This window comes from Microcoleus sp. S13_C5, assembly GCF_036700845.1.
In the GTDB taxonomy this organism is placed as follows: Bacteria; Cyanobacteriota; Cyanobacteriia; order Cyanobacteriales; family Microcoleaceae; genus Microcoleus.
The window spans coordinates 12,245-34,813 of sequence record NZ_JAUBPR010000026.1 but is presented as its reverse complement, the minus strand read 5'-3'; the positions used below and the strand labels follow the sequence as shown (position 1 = coordinate 34,813).

Annotated in this window: 16 protein-coding genes and 2 pseudogenes; 13 read left to right on the top strand and 5 right to left on the bottom strand. The window is 44.9% G+C overall.

All coding sequences use genetic code 11. The features are described 5' to 3' along the window. Window positions 1-162: 162 nt before the first annotated feature. Entirely contained in the window at window positions 163-1,413 is a 1,251-nt protein-coding gene (locus QUA04_RS10030) for a Rid family detoxifying hydrolase (protein WP_333256182.1), read from the top strand. 61 nt (window positions 1,414-1,474) lie between these two features. Here QUA04_RS10030 and QUA04_RS10025 read toward each other — a convergent pair whose 3' ends face one another. Together QUA04_RS10025 and QUA04_RS10020 are read right to left on the bottom strand one after the other, a co-directional pair. Continuing rightward, window positions 1,475-1,852 carry a hypothetical protein gene (locus QUA04_RS10025; RefSeq protein WP_333256180.1) on the bottom strand — a complete coding sequence of 126 codons (378 nt, stop codon included), beginning with the start codon at window positions 1,850-1,852 and terminating at the stop codon, window positions 1,475-1,477. 366 nt (window positions 1,853-2,218) lie between these two features. Then, entirely contained in the window at window positions 2,219-4,372 is a 2,154-nt protein-coding gene (locus tag QUA04_RS10020; RefSeq protein ID WP_333104300.1) for a polyribonucleotide nucleotidyltransferase, read from the bottom strand. Between the two features lie 449 nt (window positions 4,373-4,821). On the opposite strand from QUA04_RS10020, the gene QUA04_RS10015 reads away from it, so the two are divergent. The 3 genes and pseudogenes from QUA04_RS10015 to QUA04_RS10005 all read left to right on the top strand — a co-directional run bounded on the left by QUA04_RS10015 (window position 4,822) and on the right by QUA04_RS10005 (window position 10,734). After that, window positions 4,822-8,250: a DEAD/DEAH box helicase gene (locus QUA04_RS10015; RefSeq protein WP_333256176.1), complete on the top strand. Its 3,429-nt coding sequence runs from the start codon at window positions 4,822-4,824 to the stop codon at window positions 8,248-8,250. Between the two features lie 229 nt (window positions 8,251-8,479). Continuing rightward, window positions 8,480-9,307 carry an SWIM zinc finger family protein gene (locus QUA04_RS10010; RefSeq protein WP_333256174.1) on the top strand — a complete coding sequence of 276 codons (828 nt, stop codon included), beginning with the start codon at window positions 8,480-8,482 and terminating at the stop codon, window positions 9,305-9,307. A gap of 164 nt (window positions 9,308-9,471) precedes the next feature. Further along, window positions 9,472-10,734, top strand: a pseudogene (locus QUA04_RS10005) (ISAs1 family transposase). Here QUA04_RS10005 and QUA04_RS10000 read toward each other — a convergent pair. After that, a pseudogene (locus tag QUA04_RS10000) lies at window positions 10,676-11,269 on the bottom strand (Uma2 family endonuclease). The pseudogenes QUA04_RS10005 and QUA04_RS10000 sit on opposite strands and share 59 nt — an antisense overlap. 101 nt (window positions 11,270-11,370) lie before the next feature. Here QUA04_RS10000 and QUA04_RS09995 point away from each other — a divergent pair. The 3 genes from QUA04_RS09995 to QUA04_RS09985 all read left to right on the top strand — a co-directional run bounded on the left by QUA04_RS09995 (window position 11,371) and on the right by QUA04_RS09985 (window position 15,012). Then, window positions 11,371-12,693, top strand: a complete 1,323-nt coding sequence (locus QUA04_RS09995) for a 3-isopropylmalate dehydratase large subunit (RefSeq protein ID WP_333256172.1) — start codon at window positions 11,371-11,373, stop codon at window positions 12,691-12,693. Between the two features lie 845 nt (window positions 12,694-13,538). Continuing rightward, window positions 13,539-14,300: a DNA-binding protein gene (locus QUA04_RS09990; RefSeq protein ID WP_333256170.1), complete on the top strand. Its 762-nt coding sequence runs from the start codon at window positions 13,539-13,541 to the stop codon at window positions 14,298-14,300. Between the two features lie 223 nt (window positions 14,301-14,523). Further along, window positions 14,524-15,012 (top strand): gluconokinase, encoded by a 489-nt coding sequence (locus QUA04_RS09985; protein WP_333256168.1) that lies wholly within the window; start codon window positions 14,524-14,526, stop codon window positions 15,010-15,012. Between the two features lie 229 nt (window positions 15,013-15,241). On the opposite strand, the gene QUA04_RS09980 is transcribed toward QUA04_RS09985, so the two are convergent. Both QUA04_RS09980 and QUA04_RS09975 read right to left on the bottom strand, forming a co-directional pair. After that, complete coding sequence (locus QUA04_RS09980) at window positions 15,242-16,219, bottom strand: carbohydrate kinase (protein WP_333256167.1); 978 nt, start codon at window positions 16,217-16,219, stop codon at window positions 15,242-15,244. An 87-nt stretch (window positions 16,220-16,306) separates the two neighbouring features. Continuing rightward, on the bottom strand, window positions 16,307-16,603 hold the full coding sequence (locus tag QUA04_RS09975) for a hypothetical protein (protein WP_333256165.1): 297 nt from the start codon (window positions 16,601-16,603) through the stop codon (window positions 16,307-16,309). Between the two features lie 60 nt (window positions 16,604-16,663). Here QUA04_RS09975 and QUA04_RS09970 point away from each other — a divergent pair, with 60 nt between their 5' ends. From QUA04_RS09970 to QUA04_RS09945, 6 genes are all read left to right on the top strand, one after another. Next, window positions 16,664-16,939 carry a photosynthetic electron transport-dependent transcriptional regulator PedR gene (locus tag QUA04_RS09970; RefSeq protein ID WP_006633901.1) on the top strand — a complete coding sequence of 92 codons (276 nt, stop codon included), beginning with the start codon at window positions 16,664-16,666 and terminating at the stop codon, window positions 16,937-16,939. A 34-nt stretch (window positions 16,940-16,973) separates the two neighbouring features. After that, window positions 16,974-17,255 (top strand): hypothetical protein, encoded by a 282-nt coding sequence (locus QUA04_RS09965; RefSeq protein WP_333256235.1) that lies wholly within the window; start codon window positions 16,974-16,976, stop codon window positions 17,253-17,255. 144 nt (window positions 17,256-17,399) lie between these two features. Continuing rightward, window positions 17,400-18,674, top strand: a complete 1,275-nt coding sequence (hisS, locus tag QUA04_RS09960) for a histidine--tRNA ligase (RefSeq protein ID WP_333256163.1) — start codon at window positions 17,400-17,402, stop codon at window positions 18,672-18,674. Window positions 18,675-18,874: 200 nt separating this feature from the next. Then, window positions 18,875-19,624, top strand: coding sequence for a Uma2 family endonuclease (locus QUA04_RS09955; RefSeq protein WP_333256161.1), 750 nt, complete (start codon window positions 18,875-18,877; stop codon window positions 19,622-19,624). 96 nt (window positions 19,625-19,720) lie between these two features. After that, window positions 19,721-20,860: a DNA cytosine methyltransferase gene (locus tag QUA04_RS09950; RefSeq protein WP_333256160.1), complete on the top strand. Its 1,140-nt coding sequence runs from the start codon at window positions 19,721-19,723 to the stop codon at window positions 20,858-20,860. A 17-nt stretch (window positions 20,861-20,877) separates the two neighbouring features. Beyond that, window positions 20,878-22,569, top strand: a complete 1,692-nt coding sequence (locus tag QUA04_RS09945) for an AAA family ATPase (protein ID WP_333256158.1) — start codon at window positions 20,878-20,880, stop codon at window positions 22,567-22,569.

Sequence of the window (22,569 nt, the reverse complement as noted above, 5' to 3'; positions counted from 1 at the left end):
AATTTGATATAATTTATCTGCGTTTATCTGTGTTTATCTGCGGTTGAAAAAGGGAGTTGATTGACCGCAGATGAAAATGGATTGAGGCGGATTTAGATCGCGCTTTCGGTTTTGGTGGTAGGCTGGGAATGTGGGGTGTAGCGGAAGGGCGATCGGTTATTTATGAAAGCTGAAGAACTTTTAGAAAGATACGCTAAAGGCGAACGGGACTTTAATAACGTACAGCTAAGTGGGATAGACCTCAAAGGTGCAGACTTGAGTGGAATAGACCTACGCGGTGCAAATTTGACAGGAGCTGAGTTGAATGAGGCAACTTTGAACAAAGCAAGCCTCTATGGCGCAGACTTGAGTAGAGCATCCCTGTTAGGAGCAAACTTAATCGGGCTGGAAGGTAATAGTGTCAACTTCAGTTTTGCAGACCTCAGCGGGGCTGACTTGAGTATGGCAAACCTCAATGGGGCCAATTTGAGTAATACTAAACTGGACAATGCAAACCTGAGTGAGGCCCAATTAAGCTCTGTATCGTTAACTAAAGCCTCCTTGAAGAACGCAAAGTTAAATAGAGCAAACCTGAGCAAGTCAAATTTGACTAGGGCAAACTTGACAGGAGCAGAATTGATTCAAGTGAACTTAGGGGGTGCTAACCTCGAAGGTGTCAATTTTCAGAGAGCCAAACTCCGAGGTGTCAATCTGTCTGCATTTAACTTATCAGGCGTGAATCTGACTGAGGCGGATGTTAGTGCAGCAGACCTCACAGGGACTAATTTGAAAAAAGCCTGTATGAAAAGGACAAATCTAAAAAAAGCTAGCCTTAAAAAAGCAACTATAATGCTAGCAAGTTTGGAGGAAGCCAACCTTCAGGAAGCAGACTTGACGGATGCTCAAACCTATGATTGGAATATTAAAAATGCAGACTTCACTGGTGCGATAATGCCAGATGGAGAAATTTACCAATCAGAAATCTCAGAACCAGAAATCGACAGCAAACAAACCTCTCAACAAGAATCCCAAAAACTAACATCTATGACGCGCAAAATTATTCGTACTGACAAAGCACCGGCACCCGTGGGTCCTTACAATCAAGCCATTGCCGCTACGGGCACTATGCTGTTTGTAGCTGGTCAAATTGCGATCGACATTAGACTAAACGATATTGTCTACACCGACGATGTGGCAAAACAAACCGAACAAGTTATGGCAAATCTCGAAGCCATTCTCACAGAAGCGGGCGCTACTTGGTTGGATGTGGTAAAAACTACGGTTTTCCTTAAAGATATGAATGATTTTGCCGCTGTGAATGCGGTTTATGCGAAATATTTTGATGCGGAAACTGCACCGGCGCGCGCTTGTGTGGAGGTTTCGCGTTTGCCGAAAGATGTGTTAGTTGAAATTGACTGCATTGCTGTGATTTGATTTCATCTTCTTTTAGATGCCAGACTTTTTCAAGAAGTCGGGCATCTGGAATTCTGTTTTTTTAATGTTTTTGCAGTTGGGAAACTTGAATTTTCGGCAATTCTTTCCATTCGGGATCAATGGGTGAGTAGCAACAGTAGCACACCGCTAAACAGTCATATTCAACATTCGGAATTTCAGGCCTGTACTCCTCTACGCGCGAAACCTCCCAATCTCCCCAGCGAACGTGAGTGCTCGCAGCAGGGGATTTAGGATCTGCACTCTCCTTAAATTGACCAAAGTTTCGCAGGCGATCGCCCGTTTTAGGCAGAGGTTTGTTTGAGTAGTCGTAGTGTTCTGCTAGGATACTCGTGAGAGCACCTGTATGGGAAAGCAATCTCTCCTCCCATCCAGGGGAAGAAAGCGATTCCGTTTTGAAAATGATCAACCGTTTCGGCATTGATTTATGCCTCCCTCTAAGCATACTTTATATTTTATTCAGTCCGCGTAGGCGGACTTCGTTTGTGTATTTGCGGTTTCAACCGCCGAATGATAAAAGAGGTAACTTTATATTTGATTGAGTCCGCTAGGAGTGAACTTAATTTGTGTAGTGGCGGTTTCAACCGCCGAGGGTAAAGTGCGCGACTTTATTAACTTCTACAGCCGATCGCACTTTTGTCGATCTGTCGCTGTCGCGCACCTACTCCCAAATCAATCTGAAACAATCAGATTTAATCTCAATTAGCAATTAGCAATTACTAATCACGAGTTAGCAATTAGCAATTAGCAATTACTCTATAAGTAATTACCAATTACCAACCGTAAACTATTTATTCAGCGCTTCACGGGCGGCTACCGCTTCGTCGGGATGAATATTCAAGCGGGTCAAATTAATTCGACCTTTGTTGTCAATTTCTCGCACTTTGACAATCACTTCATCGTTCACAGCTAACTCGTCTTCCACTTTCCCAACGCGGTAGTCGGCTAACTGGGAAATGTGAATCATTCCTTCTTTTCCGGGCAAAATTTCGACAAAAGCGCCGATCGGAATAATTCGAGTTACGCGGCCGACATACACGTCTCCGGCATTTAACTTGCGCGTCATGCCTTGGACAATGTTGTAAGCCCGCTGAGCTTTTTCGCTGTCGTTGCCAGCAATTGTCACGGTTCCGTCATCTTCGATGTCAATTTTGACACCGGTTTCTTCGGTGATGGCTTTGATCGTTTTGCCACCAGGCCCAATTACCAAACCGATAAATTCTGGATCGATTTTCAGGGTTAGCAAACGTGGTGCAAACGGCGACATTTCCTTGCGGGGAGTGTCGATGCTTGCCAGCATTCTTTCTAAAATGTGCAGTCTGGCGGGTTTGGCTTGGCGGATGGCATTGGCAATTACATCTAAGGGCAAACCTTTGATTTTCATGTCCATCTGCAAAGCAGTAATCCCGGTGTCGGTACCGGCTACTTTGAAGTCCATGTCGCCTAAGAAGTCTTCAATTGCCTGAATGTCAGTCAAAATTCTGACTTCATCGCCTTCTTTAATTAAGCCCATTGCCGCGCCGCTGACGGGTTGGGAAAGGGGAACGCCTGCATCCATTAATGCTAGCGTTGAGGCGCAAACTGAACCCATTGAGGTGGAACCGTCGGAAGAAAGGACTTCTGAAACTACGCGAATCACGTAGGGGAAATCTTCTTTGGATGGCAAAACCGGCAGTAAAGCGCGTTCTGCGAGGGCTCCGTGACCGATTTCTCGGCGTCCAGGCGATCGCATCGGCTTGGTTTCTGCTACCGAAAACGGCGGGAAATTGTAGTGATGCAGGTAGCGTTTGTCTTGCTGCGGGTGCAAGTCGTCTCCTAAGTCTTGGGCGTCTCCTGGGGTTCCCAGGGTAGCTGCGGACAAGACTTGGGTTAACCCCCGATTAAACAACCCAGTGCCGTGTACTCGCGACGGCAGCACGCCTACGCGACAAGAAACGGGTCGCACCTCGTCTAGCTTGCGGCCGTCTACACGGACGCCATCTTCGAGGATCTGCTTCCGCATCATTTTTTTGGTAACGTCTTTGAAAACGTTGCCGATCGCCTTGCTGTTGGCGGTGGCCGCTACTTTTACCGGGTCCTCTTCCGGGAGTTCGGCGATCGCAGCTTCGACTGCATTTGCCTTAACTTCATCCAATGCTGCATTCCGTACTGTTTTGTCTTTTTCAAATCTTGACAAAATGATGCGGATGGGTTCTTGGGCGCGATCGCGAATAAAGTTTTCCAGGGCCGAATCTTGCGATGGCCGTTCCTCTACCACCAAATCGATGCCCAATTCCGCCATAATTTCGCGCTGGGCTTGAATCAAGTCACAGGCTGCTTCATAGCCGAAGTCGATCGCCTCGATGATATCCTGTTCGGGCAATTGGTTAGCGCCGGCTTCCACCATGATTACTCCGTCAGGAGAACCGGCTACCACGAGATCCAACTCGCCTTCTTTGATTTCGCTGTAGGTGGGGTTGATGATGAAATCGTCCCCTACCAAACCGACTCGCACTGCCGCCATCGGCCCGTAAAACGGCATTTTCGCCAGCAGTATCGCTACGGAAGCCCCCGTCACCGCCAAAACGTCTGGTGGCACTTGTTCGTCCATCGAAACCGTTGTGGCTACAACTTGGATGTCATCTCGCAGCCAGCTTGGAAATAGCGGACGCAGCGGTCGATCGATCAAACGGCCAGTCAAAGTCACTTTTTCTGGGGGGCGCCCTTCCCGGCGCAAAAATCCACCGGGAATTTTACCGCCAGCGTAGAGTCTCTCTTCGTAATCCACCAACAGGGGCAGGAAATCAATTCCTTCTCTCCCCTGCGATCGAGTCGCTGTCACCAAAACGGCCGTGTCACCTGACTGAATCAAAACTGCACCGCCTGCTTGAGGCGCTAGTAAACCAATCTTCAGTCTAATATCCCGTCCATCGAAGGATATTGACTTGTCTATCTCTACCATGTAGCACTGCTTCCTTATCTACCACATTCTTTCTCTGTCGGGATCGTAACATTACCACAGGATGTTTGAGAGTCCGACGCCAAAAGACAGGGATAATCGCCCCGCGATCGACTGTCTGCGTCTGGCTTATAAGCATTTATACTCTCGAATTATTTTTTGCAGTCTGGGGTCGATTCTCCGGTCGATCGCCCGCTAAACGCCTTCCATAGATGGTACGATCTATTTTCGTTTGGGAACTGGGACGTTGAGGGAAGAAGGAAGAGGGATTTAGTTATCTAGGTCAGGGAATCAGCGGTAAGGTGTGCCATAAGTACCTAAATATACAGGTTCTACCTAATTCCTATCTGGCTCAAAATTTTCTCGGTTTGTTTTAAATAAAAATTTCATAAATTCCATATAAATGCTGTAGTCAACCTCGCACTTAAATACAAATATCAGGGTAAAAAAATATGGCAATTTTACACGGCAGTTGGCTCCTAGAGGATGAGAAAAGTTGCTTATTTATTTGGGGAGAAACTTGGCGGAAAATTGGGGCAATTGAAACCCTAGAATCGGGGAGGAATTTACCGCATCCCTTAGCAATGACCGAATCGGAATTTAAGATTTTCCTAAATTTCTTGCAACAGTCGGGAAAACTAAACTGGCAATTACCGGAAACCGCAGAAACTCCACCGGAAAAAAGCAAAAAAACTAGGCGATCGCCCAAAACTCAAAACGCAGAAATTACCGCACCCAACTCCTCAATTCAAAAGGAAATTCGGGCGATCGCACTTCCGACCCAAATCTCAGAATCGAACGCAAATCTGATGCCGCAGCACTCAGCAGCAGCACTTGATGAGGAACCCGCTAAAATCGAGGAAATTTACCTTTATCCCTGGCAAGTCGAGGGTTTTTGTCTCAACCCTCAAGCAGCTTTTGTTTTCTTGCAATCATTACCGCTTAATAGCACGGAACCCGACTCTTTTGTCGGATCAGATTTGCGTTTTTGGTCTCATATTGCTAGGTGGAGTTTGGATTTGTTGGCAAGATGCAAATTTTTGCCGGGATTGGAGAAACAGTCCGACGGTTCTGCTATTGCCAAATGGCAACCGCTGTTAGATAGTTCTACAGATACACTCCGCCTCGCCACTTTTGTCAAGCAAATGCCGACGGCTTGCAGAACATATCAATCGAAGGAAGAAGGAAGTTCGGCAACGGATTCTGTAACGGATGTAACGGATGTAACGGATGTAACGGATGTAACGGATGTCAGTCCGATGTCCGTCGGAAGAAGGAAGAAGGAAGAAGGAAGAGGGGAAAAGGAAGAAGAAGGAAGAAGGAAGAAGGAAGAAGGAAGAGGGGAAAAGGAAGAAGAATTGAGTCAATTGCCTTTAGCGGTGGATTTGCCGATGGGGGCGGAGGAATTGGTGTTAGGCTTTTTGAGCAGTATTGTAGATAGTCAAGTGCGATCTGCTGGTAGCTCTACTTTAGACATCAAAGCAGTTTCTCCTGTGCGCGAGTGGCTGCAAGCTTTGCACCAGGAATCTGGGATAGTTCAAGTAGAAACAGCAGCCGTGGAAAACTTGGCAACCAAGCTGACTGCTTGGACTGCACCGCTGCAAAACCAATTATCTCAACAAAGTCAATTTCGCACTTGCTTTCAACTCATACCGCCGTCTCCTGGTAAAGCCAACTGGAATTTAAATTATTGCTTGCAAGCAGCAGATGAAAACGAATTTTTGGTAGATGCGACAACTGTTTGGAACAACTCAGTCGAGCGTTTGGCTTATGCGGGGCGGACAATAGAATTGCCTCAAGAAACTTTGCTCAGTGGCTTGGGTTTAGCCTCGAAACTTTATCCGTTAATTGAACCGAGTTTGCAAGCACAGCGGCCTCAATCTTGCCAATTAAATCCGCTGCAAGCTTACGAGTTTATTAAGTCTGTAGCTTGGCGGTTTGCTGATAGCGGGTTGGGCGTAGTTTTGCCGCCGAGTTTGACAAAGACGGATGGTTGGGCGAGTCGTTTGGGTTTGAGCATTCAAGCGGAAACTCCGAAAGTGACTCCGGCGAAGGGGGGGTTGGGATTGCAAAGTCTGCTAAATTTTAAGTGGGAATTGACGATCGGCGGACAGCGCCTTTCTAAGGCAGAGTTTGACAGATTGATCGGGTTGAATTCGCCTTTGGTGGAAATTAACGGTGAGTGGGTGGAGTTGCGCGCGCCGGATGTGAAAGCGGCTCAAACTTTTTTTGCCAGCCGCAAAGAGCAAATGACTCTTTCTTTAGAGGATGCTTTGCGTTTGGCGTCGGGCGATTCTCAGATGATCGAGAAATTGCCTGTGGTGAATTTTGAGGCTACGGGTCAACTTCAGGAATTGTTGAATACTTTGAGCGATAATCAAGCGGTAAGTGCGATCGCAACTCCGGCTAGTTTCCGAGGACAATTGCGGCCTTATCAAGCCCTAGGAGCAGGCTGGTTAGCATTCTTAGAACGCTGGGGTTTGGGTGCTTGTCTCGCCGACGATATGGGATTGGGGAAGACCATCGAGCTAATTGCTTTCCTCGTGCATTTACAAGAACAAGATGCCCTAGAAGCGCCAACATTATTGGTTTGTCCGACATCGGTATTGGGCAATTGGGAGCGGGAAGTCAAGAAGTTTGGCCCGACGCTAAAACTGTTAGTTCACCACGGAGACAAGCGCGCTAAAGGCAAAGCTTTGGCTGCGGCAATTAAGGGAAAGCATTTAATAATTACCAGTTACTCGCTAGTGTTTCGCGATGCCAAGGAAATTCAAAACACTAAATGGCAAGGATTGGTTTTAGATGAAGCGCAAAATATTAAAAATTCCGAGGCGAAGCAGTCGCAAGCGGTGCGGCAAATAGAGGCATCTTTTAGAATAGCCCTGACGGGAACTCCGGTGGAAAATAGACTGCAAGAATTGTGGTCTATTTTAGAATTTCTGAATCCTGGCTATTTGGGGCCGCGCAATTTCTTTCAGCGCCGATTTGCAATTCCGATCGAGAAATACGGAGATAGGGAATCATTGCAGACTTTGCGATCGCTCGTTCGGCCTTTCATCCTCCGCCGCCTGAAAACTGACAAAGAAATCATCCAAGATTTGCCCGAAAAACAGGAGATGACTGTATTTTGTGGGCTGGCGGCTCAACAGGCGGTATTATATCAGAAAATAGTCGAAGAGTCAATAGCTGAATTAGAGTCAGCCGAAGGTATTCAGCGCCGGGGAATGATTCTGGCTTTGCTGGTAAAACTCAAGCAACTTTGCAACCATCCGGCTCTTGTGAAAGCAGAAGCTAAGCCGAAAGAATTGGAGATTAAGAGCCAGGAATCGGGGAAATTGCAGCGGTTGGTGGAAATGTTAGAAGAGGTGCTCGCTGAGGGCGATCGGGCTTTAATTTTTACTCAATTTGCCGAATGGGGAAAACTCCTGAAACCGCATCTAGAACAGCATTTAGGGCGAGAAGTTTTGTTCTTGTACGGAGGAATTCGGCAACAGCAGCGGGAAGAAATGATCGATCGCTTCCAGCACGACCCCCAAGGCCCGCCGATTATGATTTTATCTTTAAAAGCAGGCGGCACAGGTTTGAACTTAACCAGAGCAACTCACGTTTTCCACTATGACAGATGGTGGAATCCCGCAGTAGAAAATCAGGCAACTGACCGCGTATTTCGCATCGGTCAAACTCGCAACGTCCAAGTTCACAAATTTGTTTGCACTGGTACGTTAGAGGAGAAAATACACGATATGATTGAAAGCAAAAAAGCTCTAGCCGAACAAGTTGTCAGCGCCGGCGAAAACTGGCTCACCGAGTTAGATACAGACCAACTTCGGAATTTACTAATCCTCGATCGCAATGCTATCATAGAAACGGAAGAAGAATAATGTGCTTAATTTTCTTCGGTTTCGGGTGAGGACTTTAGTTCTCAACCATCAGAGGAATTACGCACTCTGACTACAGAAACCGGGTTTTCTAACAGGATTAAAGGTTATAGTCCAGTTTTTCCGTAAAAAACCAGATTCCTGACTCTCCTAGATAACTAAAGCTTTCTTCCTTCTTCCGACGGACATCCGTTACAGAATCCGTTGCCGAACTTCCTTCTTCCTTCTGCTTATGATTGACAGAGAATGGTGGACACAACAGTGGTTAGATTTAATCAATACCTACCGCTTCAAAAAGCGCTTAGAACGTGGCTGGCAATACGCGCGCGAGGGAAAAGTTCTCAGCATTAATTTCCCTAACCAAGAAGTAATCGCCGTAGTTCAAGGAACAGATCCCAAACCCTATCAAGTTTCTTTAGGACTCGACACATTGAGCGATGAAGATTGGGATTATGTGATTGAAAATATGTCGCAAAGAGCAGTTTTTTCAGCTAAATTACTAGCAGGAGAAATGCCACACAATATTGAGGATGTATTTGCAGCGGCGGGCAAAACGCTATTTCCGTTAAGTTTATCTGATATTCGATCGCGCTGTAGCTGTCCTGACCCCCAAAACCCTTGCAAACACATCAGTGCAGTATACTACTTATTGGGCGATCGCTTCAGCGAAGACCCCTTCGTACTCTTTCAACTGCGGGGGAGAACCAAAGAGCAAATCTTGACAGCACTTCGTCAGAGAAGAGGTACGCAAGGAGACGAAAATTCCCAACTCAACTCCGGCGAAAATGCCCCCACTACGAATTCTAAATTGCCGAAGGTCGATCGCTTTTGGGAATACAGCCAGCAGCTAGAATCATCTTTAGTAGTCATTGTACCGCCGCCCAGCAGCGAAACAGTATTAGATATCTTAGGCCCTATTCCCCTCGCAACCGACGGAAAAGGAACCGCTAGCAAATCCTCGCCTGCATCTGACGCACTCAAGCAGCATTTTAGCAAAATCTACCAAGCAGTTAGCCAGCAAGCAGTTTTAGCAGCACTGAAACGGAGCGAAGGAGATTAACATAATTTCAGCGCAGAGAAGATAATAGGGACTATGGCTGGTAACAAATCAGGCTTTAATACCAGGGTAAGCTCATCTAATTTGGTATAAATTGTACTTGACAATGAGTCAAATAAGTGAGACGAAAACCATGCAACCCAATAAAATATTTAGGAATACATTTTATGTCTCAGGGTTTTGAAATTAAATCTACCTCTGGCAAAAAAAGCTCTCTTCCTCAACTACCGCTCCCGGAAGTAGCAGAGATCCAAGATATTCAACGCCCGTTTATTAGCACATTTTGCAGATATTAAAGACCCCAGAGTCGAGGGAACTAAGAAACATCAACTCACCGATATCCTAGCAATCGCAATTTTCGCTATCATCGCCGGAGCGCAAGGGTGGGAAGACATCGAGAATTATGGCATTAGTAAAAAAAAGTGGTGAGAAGAGTTTTTGGCATTACCTTATGGCATCCCTTCCGATGACACTTTTCGTCGAGTATTTGAGTTCCTTGACCCAGAAGCATTAAATCGATGCTTTGGACGATGGGTAGAAACTCTCGTCACTCGCGACAGGAGGAGAAATTATTCCCATTGATGGTAAGACAATTAGAGGTTCTTATGACCGCAATCAAGGCAAATCGGCACTTCATGTTATTACTGCTTGGTCTCCTGAACAATGTCTTGTTTTGGCGCCGATGAAAGTGGATGATAAATCGAATGAGATCACGGCTATTCCGGCATTATTAGAGTTGCTAAACATCACTGATTCTATCATTACTATTGCTCCTAGGGGGACTCAAACTGAAATTGCTCAAAAGATTATTGAAAAAAAAGGAAATTATGTTCTGACACTTAAAGCTAATCATCCCACTCTCCATCATCAGGTTAAAGAATGGTTGGAGAGAGCTTCTGCACAGCAATTTTCCGGGATTGATGTCAGTGATGAGCAACGGATTGAGTCCGGTCATCATCGGCGAGAAATCCGTCAAGTTTGGTCGGTGCCAATTACGGTCATTGGTGAGCTTTACCAACCGCGATTATGGGCGGGATTAAAAAGTGTGGTCATTGTTGTTCGAGTGCGTCATCTTTGGAACAAAACTAAGGAGGGAAGTGCAATTCTATCTAACTTCTTTAGATAGTGATGCCCAACTTTTGGGTCGAGCCATCCGAAAACATTGGGGGATTGAAAATCAGGCTCATTGGACTTTAGATTGTACCTTTGCTGAAGATGCTTGCCGGAAAAGCTCTTTCCACAGTCCCCGGAATTTGGCCCTCCTGCGACGTATTGCGCTGAATGCCCTCAACTGCGAACCTACTTACAAATGTAGTCTTCGACAAAAAATGAAACGGGCAGCTATGGATAATGATGATCTGATTCAAATTATCAGTTCTTGTTTTCTTGACCTGATCTTAGATTCTTCAGATTCCTTTTGTCAAGCATGATTGAGACGCTCTTACCCTGAGAGCGAACCTCTTTTGTTTGTCCCTGTCGATAAATTTCTACCTGCTGATTCTGTAGATTAAACAACCAACCCAACCGCACCCCACTTTGCAGGTATTCCAGCATTTTATCTTGTAAGGTTTGCAGATTATCCGATCGCGAGCGCAGTTCAATCACAAAATCCGGCGCGATGGGGGGAAATTTCTGTCATTGTTCTGGAGTCAGCGCTTCCCAGCGAGACAATTCCACCCATGCTACATCAGGAGAACGAGATCCTCCACCGGGCAATTTGAATAACGTGGAAGAACTAAACACCCTACCTAGTTGGGTTTGGCGATTCCAAATATAAACTTCACCGCCGAGATCCATCTCGCGACTACCGCTATCGCCGCCAACTGGAGACATCACAATTAACCTTCCTTCAGCATCTCGCTCTATGGTCAATTCAGGATTACTGAGACAGAGTTGATAAAACTGCTCATCGGTAAATTGAACGCGATCCAGATTAACTTTTAGGGGTAACGTCAGCAAGGTCATCGTCATTACTCCCGATTTTTAAAACCTGATAATTTCTATTTTAAGATAATGTTTCGCTTACAATACACTTGTAGCATCTAATAAAAAAGAGCGATCGCACTATGGGAATGACTCTGACCGAAAAAATATTAGCCAAAGCATCAGGCCGCACTAAAGTCGAGCCCGGAGAAAATATTTGGGTAGAAACAGACGTGTTGATGACCCACGATGTCTGCGGCCCCGGCACCATCGGCGTTTTCAAACGCGAATTCGGTGAGAATGCTAAAGTCTGGAACCCAGACAAAATCGTCCTTATTCCCGACCACTACATTTTCACCAACGACGAACGCGCTAACCGCAACGTCGATATTCTCCGCGATTTTGCCAAAGAACAAGGGATAAAATACTTTTACGACATCACGGATCGATCGGACTTCAAAGCAAATCCCGACTACAAAGGAGTTTGCCACATCGCGCTAGCACAAGAAGGTCACACCCGACCCGGCGAAGTGCTCTTCGGCACCGATTCCCACACCTGTAATGCCGGCGCTTTCGGACAATTTGCCACCGGGATCGGCAATACAGACGCGGCTTTTATCATGGGAACCGGCAAACTGTTAATCAAAGTTCCGGCAACCATGCGGTTTGTGTTCAACGGCGAACTGCCTGATTATTTGTTAGCAAAAGACCTGATTTTGCAGATTATTGGTGATATTAGCGTGGCCGGTGCTAACTACCGGACAATGGAATTTGCGGGCGATACAGTTGAGCGTTTGACGATGGAAGAACGGATGACGCTGTGCAATATGGTGATTGAAGCTGGCGGTAAAAACGGCACGGTTGCGCCCGACAAAACTACGTTTGATTACGTTACTTCGCGGACTGACAAACCCTTCGATTCATTTTACAGCGATGGGGATGCTAAATTTTATAGCGATCGCACCTACGATGTCAGCAAATTAGAACCTGTCGTCGCCAAACCGCACTCCCCAGACAATCGCGACTTAGCCCGCAACTGCCGCGATGTCAAGATCGATCGAGTTTACATCGGTTCCTGCACCGGCGGCAAAACCTCCGACTTTCTGAATGCCGCCCGCATTCTCAAAGGCAATCAAGTCAAAGTGCCGACTTATTTAGTACCAGCAACTCAGAAAGTTTACGAGGATTTGTTTCTCACAAAATACGAAGGTCAAACGCTTTCGGAAATTTTCTTAGCTGCAGGCTGCATCGAGCCCGCAGCGCCTTCTTGCGCCGCTTGTTTGGGTGGCCCGAAAGACACTTTTGGGCGGATGAACGAACCAGAAATTTGTGTATCTACAACTAACCGCAATTTCCCCGGTCGCATGGGGAATAAAGAAGCGCAAGTTTATCTGGCTTCGCCTTATACGGCGGCGGCTTCTGCGCTGACTGGGTATGTCACCGATCCGCGCGAATTCCTGTGTTAGAAAGTAGCTGACGTAAGGTGCTCTTCGGCGCACCCGGAGGCCCCTGGAAGGTGCACCGAAGATTACCCTACGAGATGAATGTAAGGTATTCTTCGGCGCACCCGCAAAAATGAGTGTAAAATGCCCTATAAAAAAGTAGGAAGACGATATTAATGCCAAACTATCGCCGATTTTACCTTCCTGGTGGAAGTTTCTCCCTAACGCTTGTTACCTACAATCGCACAGCCCTATTTTCAGAGTCAGAAAATGTCTTGCGACTCCGCAATGCTGTAGGGGCGATTAAATCAGAATAACCTTTTGAAATTATGGGCAGTTGTATTGCCAGACCACATCCATTTTTTGTTAAAATTACCTCTTAATCATACTGCCTCTGCCAAGCGTATTGGAGAGATAAAAGTTGTATTTACAAACTCTTTGGGCGGTCAAGGAACGTGGGTTCAAAATGTCTAATTTTCTGGTCGCCAGCGTAGAGAAAGTGATATTTGGTATCGGCGCATTTGGGGATATCGTATTTGCAAATAAAAGAATTTTAAACAGCATTTAAACTATATTCACTACAATCATGTTAAGCACAATTTAAGTTATTGTCCGCATTGATGGTATGATTCTAGCGTGAGCTTCTGGTTAAAAAAGATGTTTATTCAGTTGATTGGTACTGTTATCGTCATGGCAGAAAGCCAAAAATACTAAATTTTGATGCTATTTCCTATAGACTAGGAGAATAAATTCACAGGACTTACGTAAAAATTGGTATTTTTGGCTACTTATAGCGGTAAGGTGCGCCGCAGGGCGCCACCCTATCCTTGTGTAAGGTGTGCACTGCTTGAATTGACAGGAGATTTGCTTTGAAAACACTATTTTTGGCTTGGCAAAGCCCGGGCAGCGGTTCTTGGTTTCCGATTGGTCGATTGACATTTAACGGTAAAGAATACCAGTTCAATTATACAAAGGGTGTTCTAGAGGCGAAACTTAAGTGCGGGTTTCTGCCTTTGCCCTGTTTCCCGGATTTCAATAATGTTTACACTTCACAGAAACTGTTTTCGTTGTTTTCTAATCGAGTGATGCCGCGATCGCGCCCTGACTACCCTGAATTTGTACAGTGGTTGAATATCCCTGAACACGAACATGACCCCATTGCTTTATTGGCGCGCAGCGGAGGCAAACGGGCAACTGATAAATTTGAGGTATTTCCCTGTCCCGAACCAGACGAAAATGGACGTTACTTTATCCATTTTTTTGCAGATGGACTGCGATACCTTTCAATGTCGGCAATGGAACGGATTAATCGGCTTCAAGTGGGCGAACTTTTGTATTTAGCCCACGAATTTAAAAATCCGCGCGCTTCCCGTCTGCTTCTGTGTACTAAAGATCACTGGATTGTCGGCTATTGTCAGCGCTATCTTGTGGATGATATTTTTGAAATTATTTCGCAGCATCCAGAATTGGTTCGCGTAGAAGTCGATCGTCTCAATCAACCCCCAACGCCCCTAAAGTTCCGCTTGCTGTGCAAGATGACTGTCGATTGCCAGCAAGGCTTTCGACCCTTCCAAGGCCCGATGTACCAGCCTGTTAGCAGTGATGTTTTAGCTGCAAGTGCGATCGGATAATCAGCAACAATAAGTAAAATTCTCATCACAAAGTTAGGGAAGAACCCAAGTTAATTATTGTGAATTCATTAGACCCACTCGGGAATAAAATTGCTCTATAATTACAAATAGACTGGGTTTGTTGAATTGTTTATAATGGTATGATTTATCGGGCAACTTAAGAAACCCGGTTTCTCGATCGCACAACTCGATCAAATTACAAGTATTTCGGTAAATAGGTGCCATGATTACGATCGTGATGGGAGTCTCCGGTTCAGGCAAAACTACAGTTGGCAAATTGCTGGCGCAATCTCTCAACTGGGATTTCAGCGATGCTGACGATTTTCACCCATCAGCTAATATCGATAAAATGAGTCGGGGCATTCCTTTAGAAGATGCGGATCGCCTTCCTTGGCTGTTACAATTGCAAGCTGCAATAGACAAGTGGCTGTTAGAAAATAAAAATGTGGTTTTGGCTTGTTCTGCTTTAAAAGCATCTTACCGCGAAATGCTCGACCGCGACCAATACCGGATGAAAATAGTTTATCTGAAATGTTCTTTTGAGGTATTGGCAGCCCGGTTAACAAGTCGCGAAGATCACTACATGAAAGCAGACTTGCTGTTAAGTCAGTTAGACACTCTCGAAGAACCTGAAGATGCACTTATTATAGATGCTTCGCAGCCGTTAGAGGTAATCTTGCACCAAATTAGAAATCATCTGATATGTGGTTAATTGCCTCCAATAAAACCTCTAATACCAAATCTGGCTTCACTTAAATACCTCTTTATTTCTTAGTCCCTCTCAGCTAGGACGAGAGTTTGTATAGTACCGATTTCAATCGCCTAGTCCGATCGAGGTTTTTTAAGGTGGATTTAGTATAAGAGTTATTTTTTTCGGATTAACCGGGTTTCTGAACCAAATTTAGCGTCCTCTCCGTTTCTAGGCTGATAAGTTCGGGATGCTAATTTTTGTACAAATACAAGAAAGCTTCTACTTCAGCGGCGGTTGGCTGAGCTTTAATTGCCCCGGGTTTCATCGCTGTCATCGCACCTACCGCACTGGCATAAGTTACAATTTTTTGGGTTATTTCTGGATCTGCTAAATTCTTAATTCCATGCTTGCACAACTGGCGTATAAAACCAGCCAGAAATGCGTCGCCGGCACCTGTTGTATCCTCAACATCTACCGTAAATGCGGGGATTTTTCCTTCATTTTCCGAGATACAATAAGCGCAACCTTTCTCGCCCGCAGTCACCAAAACGCCTTCTACGGAATCGAGGCGGTAGGTAATAGCTCCAGGGTCGGTAGTGTCAAACAACCATTCGGCTTCTTCCTCAGATAGCTTAACAAAATCAACTTTTTTTAAGATTTTTCTAATGGGCGCTTTTGCTTCGTCTGGATTTGGCCAAAACACGGGACGCCAATTGATGTCAAGTATAATTTTAACGTCGTACCGTTCTGCTAGTTCTATCGCTCGGGCGATCGCCTCTCGACTTTCAGGATAAGCTAATTCTAAAGTGCCTAGCACTAAAAATTCGGCATTTTCAAACAACACCTCCGGTAGTTGTGCAGCCAGGAGGTGGGTGTCGGCAAAATCCGCAGTATCAAATTCGCCAAAACCGGCAAAAGTTCGATCGCCCGCTTCATTCCGCAACACATAAACTTGTCGCGTCGGCGCACTTGGATGTCGCTGCACTCCAGCAATATCCACCCCTACTTCTTGCAATACCTGCACTAGGGAATTCCCCAATTCATCCCCACCTACAGCACCGATAAATCCCGCCGCCGTCCCCAATTTAACCAAAGCGCAGGCAACATTAGCAGGAGCACCGCCGGGATATGCCGTCCAAGATTCTACCTCTTCGAGAGATACTCCTGCTTTGTCTGCTAAACAATCAAATAAAACTTCACCCTGACACAGAACGCGAGGATTAGTCATATCAATTTTAGATTTTACATTTTAGATTTTAGACCAGCAGTAGACAGGCCAACAATTATTTTTAACCCATCCCATAAAAATTGCCAGCTATTTTTTAATGGCTGTTCCTATAATATCAGACCTACTGATACTGGCAGTTACTTCCTCAACGCACAAGTGCAGTGCGGGCGTATCAGTTGTTTTACCTGAAAACATCTGCGGGTTTGGCCCGGATGTCAGATGCGCGCAGGTAAAGGGATCACCCGTCACTGGAACGGTGCCAGCAGTGCAAGTCGTTGCGGGTCGTGCTGTGTCGGCGCTGAGTTTGCACTTTTTGCAATTCTGCAAGCGAGTTGGTGCTTCGGGCCCGAAAGAGTAGCACAGCAAATTTAATTTTCTCTTCATACTCGATCCCTCATCATTTAGAATTGTAGATAGGTAAATATGCAGACATAGGAAAAATTTATGAGTGGGATTGTCTCTGGGACCCCTGTCACCCTGTCGGACAGAGAATTGCAAGTGGTAGAGTTAGTAGCAGCGGGATTGACTAATGAGAAAATTGCCGAAAAGTTAGAGATTAGCAAGCGTACAGTTGACAACCACATTAGCAATATCTTGAACAAGACGCGCGCTGACAATCGAGTTACGCTTGTACGCTGGGCGTTGCAGTGGGGAAAGGTATGTTTGGATAATATTAACTGCTGCCCTTTACCGCGGCCGATCGATAAAGAAGTATCTTAAGTAAGGGATCAGGTTGGGGACAGGCAAAGAAATGATGCAAACGGCACAAGAAAAACAACTCCGCTATCAAATTCAATGCCCTGGATTGCCGTTGGCGGTGTATCGCGAAGTGGCGGTCCATTTGCGTCAAGTTGAAGGGGTGCAAACCGGTTTAATTCCGCAGCAGTCGCAGCGGTTTGATTACAGGGACAGCCAAATTGGGGGTTTGTGGATACAGTATCCTGAAGGGTTCGATTTGGCAGGTCGCGAGCGGGTCGATCGCATTTTGGCTTATTATGGCGATCGTTACGGAGCGTGGGAATTATTAAGTCATTAGTTATTGGGAATTGGGAATTGTTAGCTGTTGACTGTTGACTGTTGACTGTTAATTTTGAGCAGTTATTAGTTAACTGTTGACTGTTAACTAATAACTAATGACTAATTACTAAGGACAACTGACAACTGATAACTGACTAACAAAATGAGTGCAATTAAAACTTTACCGGGAACGCGGGATATTTTGCCCGCTGAAATTCAATATTGGCAGAATATAGAAGAAGTCGCTAGAACCATTTTAAAAAAAGCGGCTTATCAAGAAATTCGGACGCCAATTTTTGAACAGACATCTTTATTTGAACGCGGTATCGGCGAAGCTACTGATGTTGTGGGTAAGGAAATGTACACTTTTAAGGATAAGGGCGATCGATCGACAACTTTGCGTCCAGAAGGCACCGCCGGAGTAGTCCGAGCTTTTATTCAAAACAGTTTGTACGCGGCTGGTGACGTGCAGCGTCTGTGGTATGCGGGGCCGATGTTTCGCTACGAACGCGCGCAAGAAGGAAGACAGCGGCAGTTCAATCAAATTGGCGTGGAAGTCTTGGGGAGTGCGAATCCTCGTGCGGATGTCGAAGTAATTGCGATCGCCTGCGACATCCTGCAAACCCTCGGTTTAAAAAATTTGCGCCTCGATATTAATTCCGTCGGAAATAAGGAAGACAGACAAAATTATCGGCAAGCATTAATAGATTATTTTACACCGCACAAAGACGAATTAGACGCCGATTCTCAAGACCGCTTGACTCGCAATCCGCTGCGGATTTTGGACAGCAAAAGTCAGCGCACTCAAGAAATTGTAGCTGGTGCGCCGAGCATTTTAGAATATTTGGGAGATGAATCGCGATCGCACTTCGAGCAAGTGCAGCAAATGCTCACAAATTTAGGAATTAGCTATCAGTTAAATCCCCGATTAGTGCGCGGTTTAGATTACTATACCTACACCGCATTTGAAATTATATCCGACGATTTGGGAGCGCAAGCAACAGTTTGCGGAGGCGGCCGCTACGACGGTTTAGTAAAGGAATTGGGCGGTCCAGATACGGCGGCAGTCGGTTGGGCAATGGGTATCGAAAGGTTGATTATCCTGCTGCAAAAGTTGCAACCTTTGCCCGTGCCCAAGTTGGATTTTTATTTGGTATCCAGGGGCGAAAAAGCAGAACAGCAATCGGTATTGTTAGCTCAAAAATTGCGAAGTGCCGGGTTTAGTGTAGAGATAGATTTGAGTGCTAGTGCTTTCGGGAAACAGTTTAAAAGAGCCGACAGAAGCGGTGCAGTTGCGTGTTTAGTTTTGGGAGATGCGGAAGCTGAAAACGAGACGGTACAATTGAAGTGGTTGGCGAGTGGTGAACAAAGTGCGATCGCACAATCAGAACTACTAGCAATGACCACCGAACTACAGCAGAAAATTAACAACCCTTAGACCTCTCGGTTTTAGCCCAGTCTAGAACCCCCTAAATCCCCCGCATCGTTGCGGGGACTTTGAATTCCAATCCTCTCGTTACCAGGCTCTGCCCGGTAACGCAGATCCAGAGGCTCTGCCTCGTCATTAAGCCATTAACATTAATCCCAAAAACCAAGAGATATAATTTAAGCATTAAAACATTTAACCTCTGATCAACTATGTCTGTAGCAACTAAAAATCATGAAACAAAACTCACAATCACCTGGCAACTACTACCAGAAGATTTCCAACTACCAGACGACCCCGTAGAAGACGAAAGCCAACCATTATTAGCCGCCGCTTTGCGCCAGCCACTAACAGGATTTCCTGAATTAATGCAGGATGCCTTAATTGTTTCCAACTTTGCCTTGTGTGCAGGAATAAGTTTCCCAGGTTCAAGCAGCGACGAACAGCGCATTATCTGCCAAGCGCCAGATTGGATGTACGTGAAACCCGTCAATCAAAAAAATGTCTCGCAAGTCCGCCGCAGTTATACGCCGCACACAGAAGGAACCATCCCCCAAATCGTGATGGAATTTCTTTCAGAAACCTATGGAGAAGAATACTCTGTAGAGTTTACCTCCCGGGTGGGAAAGTGGTATTTTTACGAGCAAGTAATCAAAGTCCCCAGATACGTCATATTCCGAGCAAAAACAGCTCATTTAGAAGTTTACGCTTTAGAATCAGAGCACTACAACTTGCAAAAACCTGATGAAAACGGACGTTATTGGATACCGGGATTAGACTTATTTTTAGGAGTTTGGGAAGGAACCCACGAAGGGAGAACAGGCTGTTGGTTGAGATGGTGGGATGCAGAAGGCGAGTTGTTGCTGTGGTCGGAAGAAAGAGCCGATCGCGAAAGACTCCGCGCTGAAAGATTGGCAGAAAAACTGCGTCAAGCGGGGATCGAATTAGATGACGAAGAGTGAAATATCAATTGATTACTCGAATACCATGATGTTTTGGTATAATTAATATCTTGTGGTGCAGGCATCCAGCCCGCCCTTGTCCTAATGCGAACTAATATGTTAATCGAACGTCTCAAGCCGATCGCCTGGAAAACCAAACCGCAACTGATATCATTGTTTTCAGGTTGTGGCGGCATGGACTTGCCATTCCACAAAGCGGGGTTTGAAGTAGTTTGGGCGATCGACTCCAATAAATACGCCTGCAAAACATTCAGCAGAAACATTGCTGATGTCATCGTCAACGACAGCATAGAAAATATAGACATTGCAGAAGTTCCCGAAGCAGAAATATGTATAGGAGGGTTTCCTTGTCAAGACTTTTCCATGATTTGGAAACGTCCCGGTCTGGAAGGAACCAGAGGCAATTTATATACATACTTTCTGGATTTTGTCAACAAAAAACAGCCCAAAGCTTTTGTAGCAGAAAATGTCAAAGGTTTATTAAGTGCGAATAATTATCAAGCAATAAAACAAATAATCTCCGACTTTGAAAGTATCGCACCGGGCTACTTAGTTAAACCTAAACTCTACAACTTTGCGGATTACGGAGTTCCCCAATTTCGCCAAAGAGTTTTATTAGTTGGGATTCGGATGGATACAGGATTTAATTTTGTGCATCCTCAGCCAAAATACGGACAAAATCGTAAATATCCCTATCGCACAGCAGGTGAAGCACTCAAAAATGTGGAAAAAGTGAAATATAATCAGGAACATCAGAAAATTCAGCCTCGAACCATTGAAATTTTGAGTCTAATTAACCCCGGAGGGAATTTTACTGATATTCCTAAGGATAGTCCATACTATGTCAAAGGCATGATCAGTCACGTTTATCGGCGAATTCATCCAGATAAACCCTGTGCTACAATTATTGCTGGTGGTGGTGGTGGTACTTGGGGATATCATTATCCCGAACCGCGTTCATTGACAAATAGGGAAAGAGCTAGGTTGCAAAGTTTTCCGGATGATTTTGTTTTTGAAGGTTCTATTACTGAAGTAAGAAGACAAATTGGCAATGCAGTTCCGCCAGATGGAATAGTTGACGTTGTTGACTCACTGATTCCGCTATTTAAAGGGGATTATCCGAAAGTGGATTTATACGAGTTAAATCAAAAACTGCAAATGATGTCAATTAAGGAACGATTAGAACACGCAGAATTAGAGGCTTCACAACAGCAATTACAATTAACATTTACTTAGTGAAGTGAGGTAACTTAATGTCCATACCTGCCATAACTCCAGAAACGCCCTATGTGGACATATCTTTATCAAGAGTTGATCGACAGCAGCAATCAAATCTCAATGCTTTTTTTGGCAAAGGGCGCGAGAATAAATCTACTGGTAAACTTATCCCAAGAGATTGGTACGAAGTTGAACTTATTGTGGATGCAAAAACAATAAGTGATCCTATTTACCCAAAAGGTGATTTTATCGTTCATACAGATGATGGTTTAACATTTGATTGCCAAACTCAAGGAGCCAATCATAAAAACTTTAGATCCAAAGATGATTTAAAAATTTTAGGACGTTGGATTAAAGGCAAGCTAGAAAAAAGTGGTGCTCTGAAACAATTTGAACCTGTTACCAGCCAGACACTTCAAACCTATGGGAGAGACTATATCCGTTTATATAAACTATCGGATTCTGAATACTACCTAGAATTTGATGTATCTATCCACTATAAAATGCTGAAAGAAATTCACCTAAAATGGGTGGGAACAGCTCCCCAATTTGATGTTTACTTCGCCGAAAGACTCAATTTGTTTACTGGAGACAATGGTCTTGGTAAAACTTTTTTGCTAGATGTTGCTTGGTGGGTACTAACGGGAAACTGGGTTGATCAACCTGCTTTGCCTCAACAGGTAGAGGGAAAAACACCAGAAATTACCTCTGTGTTGAGTCATCAGAGAGATTTTGAGGAATATCGTAGCCTTTTTAGTCTTTCAGATCAGAAATGGCTGAATCTGCGAATGCCTCCCTTGTTAAGAAGCTTGATCGTTTATGTCCGTGTTGATGGTGGATTTTCAGTTCTTGACCCGGCTCGTCAACACTCAAGTATTTATCACTTTACTTCCGATCATCTTTGGAATGGGTTAAGAGCCGATAATAAAGTTCTATGTAATGGTTTAATTCACGATTGGGTGAATTGGCAGCGACAGCCAGATATCTCTAAATTTGAAATATTTTCTTCTGTGATTCGACAACTTTCTCCCCATGCAGATGAATGGATGGAACCGGGGCAGCCAACACGGGTCTCTGTAGAAGATACTCGTGATATTCCTACCCTGGATTTCCCTTATGGAAATGTGCCTATTATCTACGCATCAGCGGGAATAAAACGAATTTTAGGACTTGCTTACTTACTAATGTGGACTTGGTATGAACATACACAAGCATCTAAATTGCGGCAGCAAGAACCTATCGATCAAATAGTCTTTTTAATAGACGAGGTTGAAGCTCACTTACATCCAGCTTGGCAACGATCGATTCTTCCTGCGATATTAGAAGTAGTTAAAAGTCTTAAAAATGAAATGCAAGTTCAGTTAATAGCAACTACTCATTCTCCTCTTGTACTTGCCTCAATTGAGCCTCAATTTGATGAGCAACAAGATAAGTTATTTTTGTTTGAGTTACAAGGTAAAGATGTAACTCTTAATGAAGTTCCTTGGACAAAACATGGGGATGCTGTGGGTTGGCTCACTTCAGATATTTTTGGGTTAAAACAGGCTCGTTCCCGCGAAGCAGAAATAGCGATTGAGGCTGCGTATACCTTCATGCGAGGAGAAAGCATGGAAACTTTTCCTGAATACCTCAGAACTAAGGAGCAAATTCATCAGGAACTCCTGGGAGTTTTACCAGAACACGATCGCTTCTGGCCACGATGGATTGTGAGCACCGAGGTAGAGTAA

Bases quoted from the DNA above. Each gene is read 5' to 3' on its own strand.
- QUA04_RS10030 (WP_333256182.1), top strand. From the start codon at position 163: ATGAAAGCTGAAGAACTTTTAGAAAGATACGCTAAAGGCGAACGGGAC.
- QUA04_RS10025 (WP_333256180.1), bottom strand. From the start codon at position 1,852: ATGCCGAAACGGTTGATCATTTTCAAAACGGAATCGCTTTCTTCCCCT.
- QUA04_RS10020 (WP_333104300.1), bottom strand. From the start codon at position 4,372: ATGGTAGAGATAGACAAGTCAATATCCTTCGATGGACGGGATATTAGA.
- QUA04_RS10015 (WP_333256176.1), top strand. From the start codon at position 4,822: ATGGCAATTTTACACGGCAGTTGGCTCCTAGAGGATGAGAAAAGTTGC.
- QUA04_RS10010 (WP_333256174.1), top strand. From the start codon at position 8,480: ATGATTGACAGAGAATGGTGGACACAACAGTGGTTAGATTTAATCAAT.
- QUA04_RS09995 (WP_333256172.1), top strand. From the start codon at position 11,371: ATGGGAATGACTCTGACCGAAAAAATATTAGCCAAAGCATCAGGCCGC.
- QUA04_RS09985 (WP_333256168.1), top strand. From the start codon at position 14,524: ATGATTACGATCGTGATGGGAGTCTCCGGTTCAGGCAAAACTACAGTT.
- QUA04_RS09980 (WP_333256167.1), bottom strand. From the start codon at position 16,219: ATGACTAATCCTCGCGTTCTGTGTCAGGGTGAAGTTTTATTTGATTGT.
- QUA04_RS09975 (WP_333256165.1), bottom strand. From the start codon at position 16,603: ATGAAGAGAAAATTAAATTTGCTGTGCTACTCTTTCGGGCCCGAAGCA.
- QUA04_RS09970 (WP_006633901.1), top strand. From the start codon at position 16,664: ATGAGTGGGATTGTCTCTGGGACCCCTGTCACCCTGTCGGACAGAGAA.
- QUA04_RS09965 (WP_333256235.1), top strand. From the start codon at position 16,974: ATGCAAACGGCACAAGAAAAACAACTCCGCTATCAAATTCAATGCCCT.
- hisS (WP_333256163.1), top strand. From the start codon at position 17,400: ATGAGTGCAATTAAAACTTTACCGGGAACGCGGGATATTTTGCCCGCT.
- QUA04_RS09955 (WP_333256161.1), top strand. From the start codon at position 18,875: ATGTCTGTAGCAACTAAAAATCATGAAACAAAACTCACAATCACCTGG.
- QUA04_RS09950 (WP_333256160.1), top strand. From the start codon at position 19,721: ATGTTAATCGAACGTCTCAAGCCGATCGCCTGGAAAACCAAACCGCAA.
- QUA04_RS09945 (WP_333256158.1), top strand. From the start codon at position 20,878: ATGTCCATACCTGCCATAACTCCAGAAACGCCCTATGTGGACATATCT.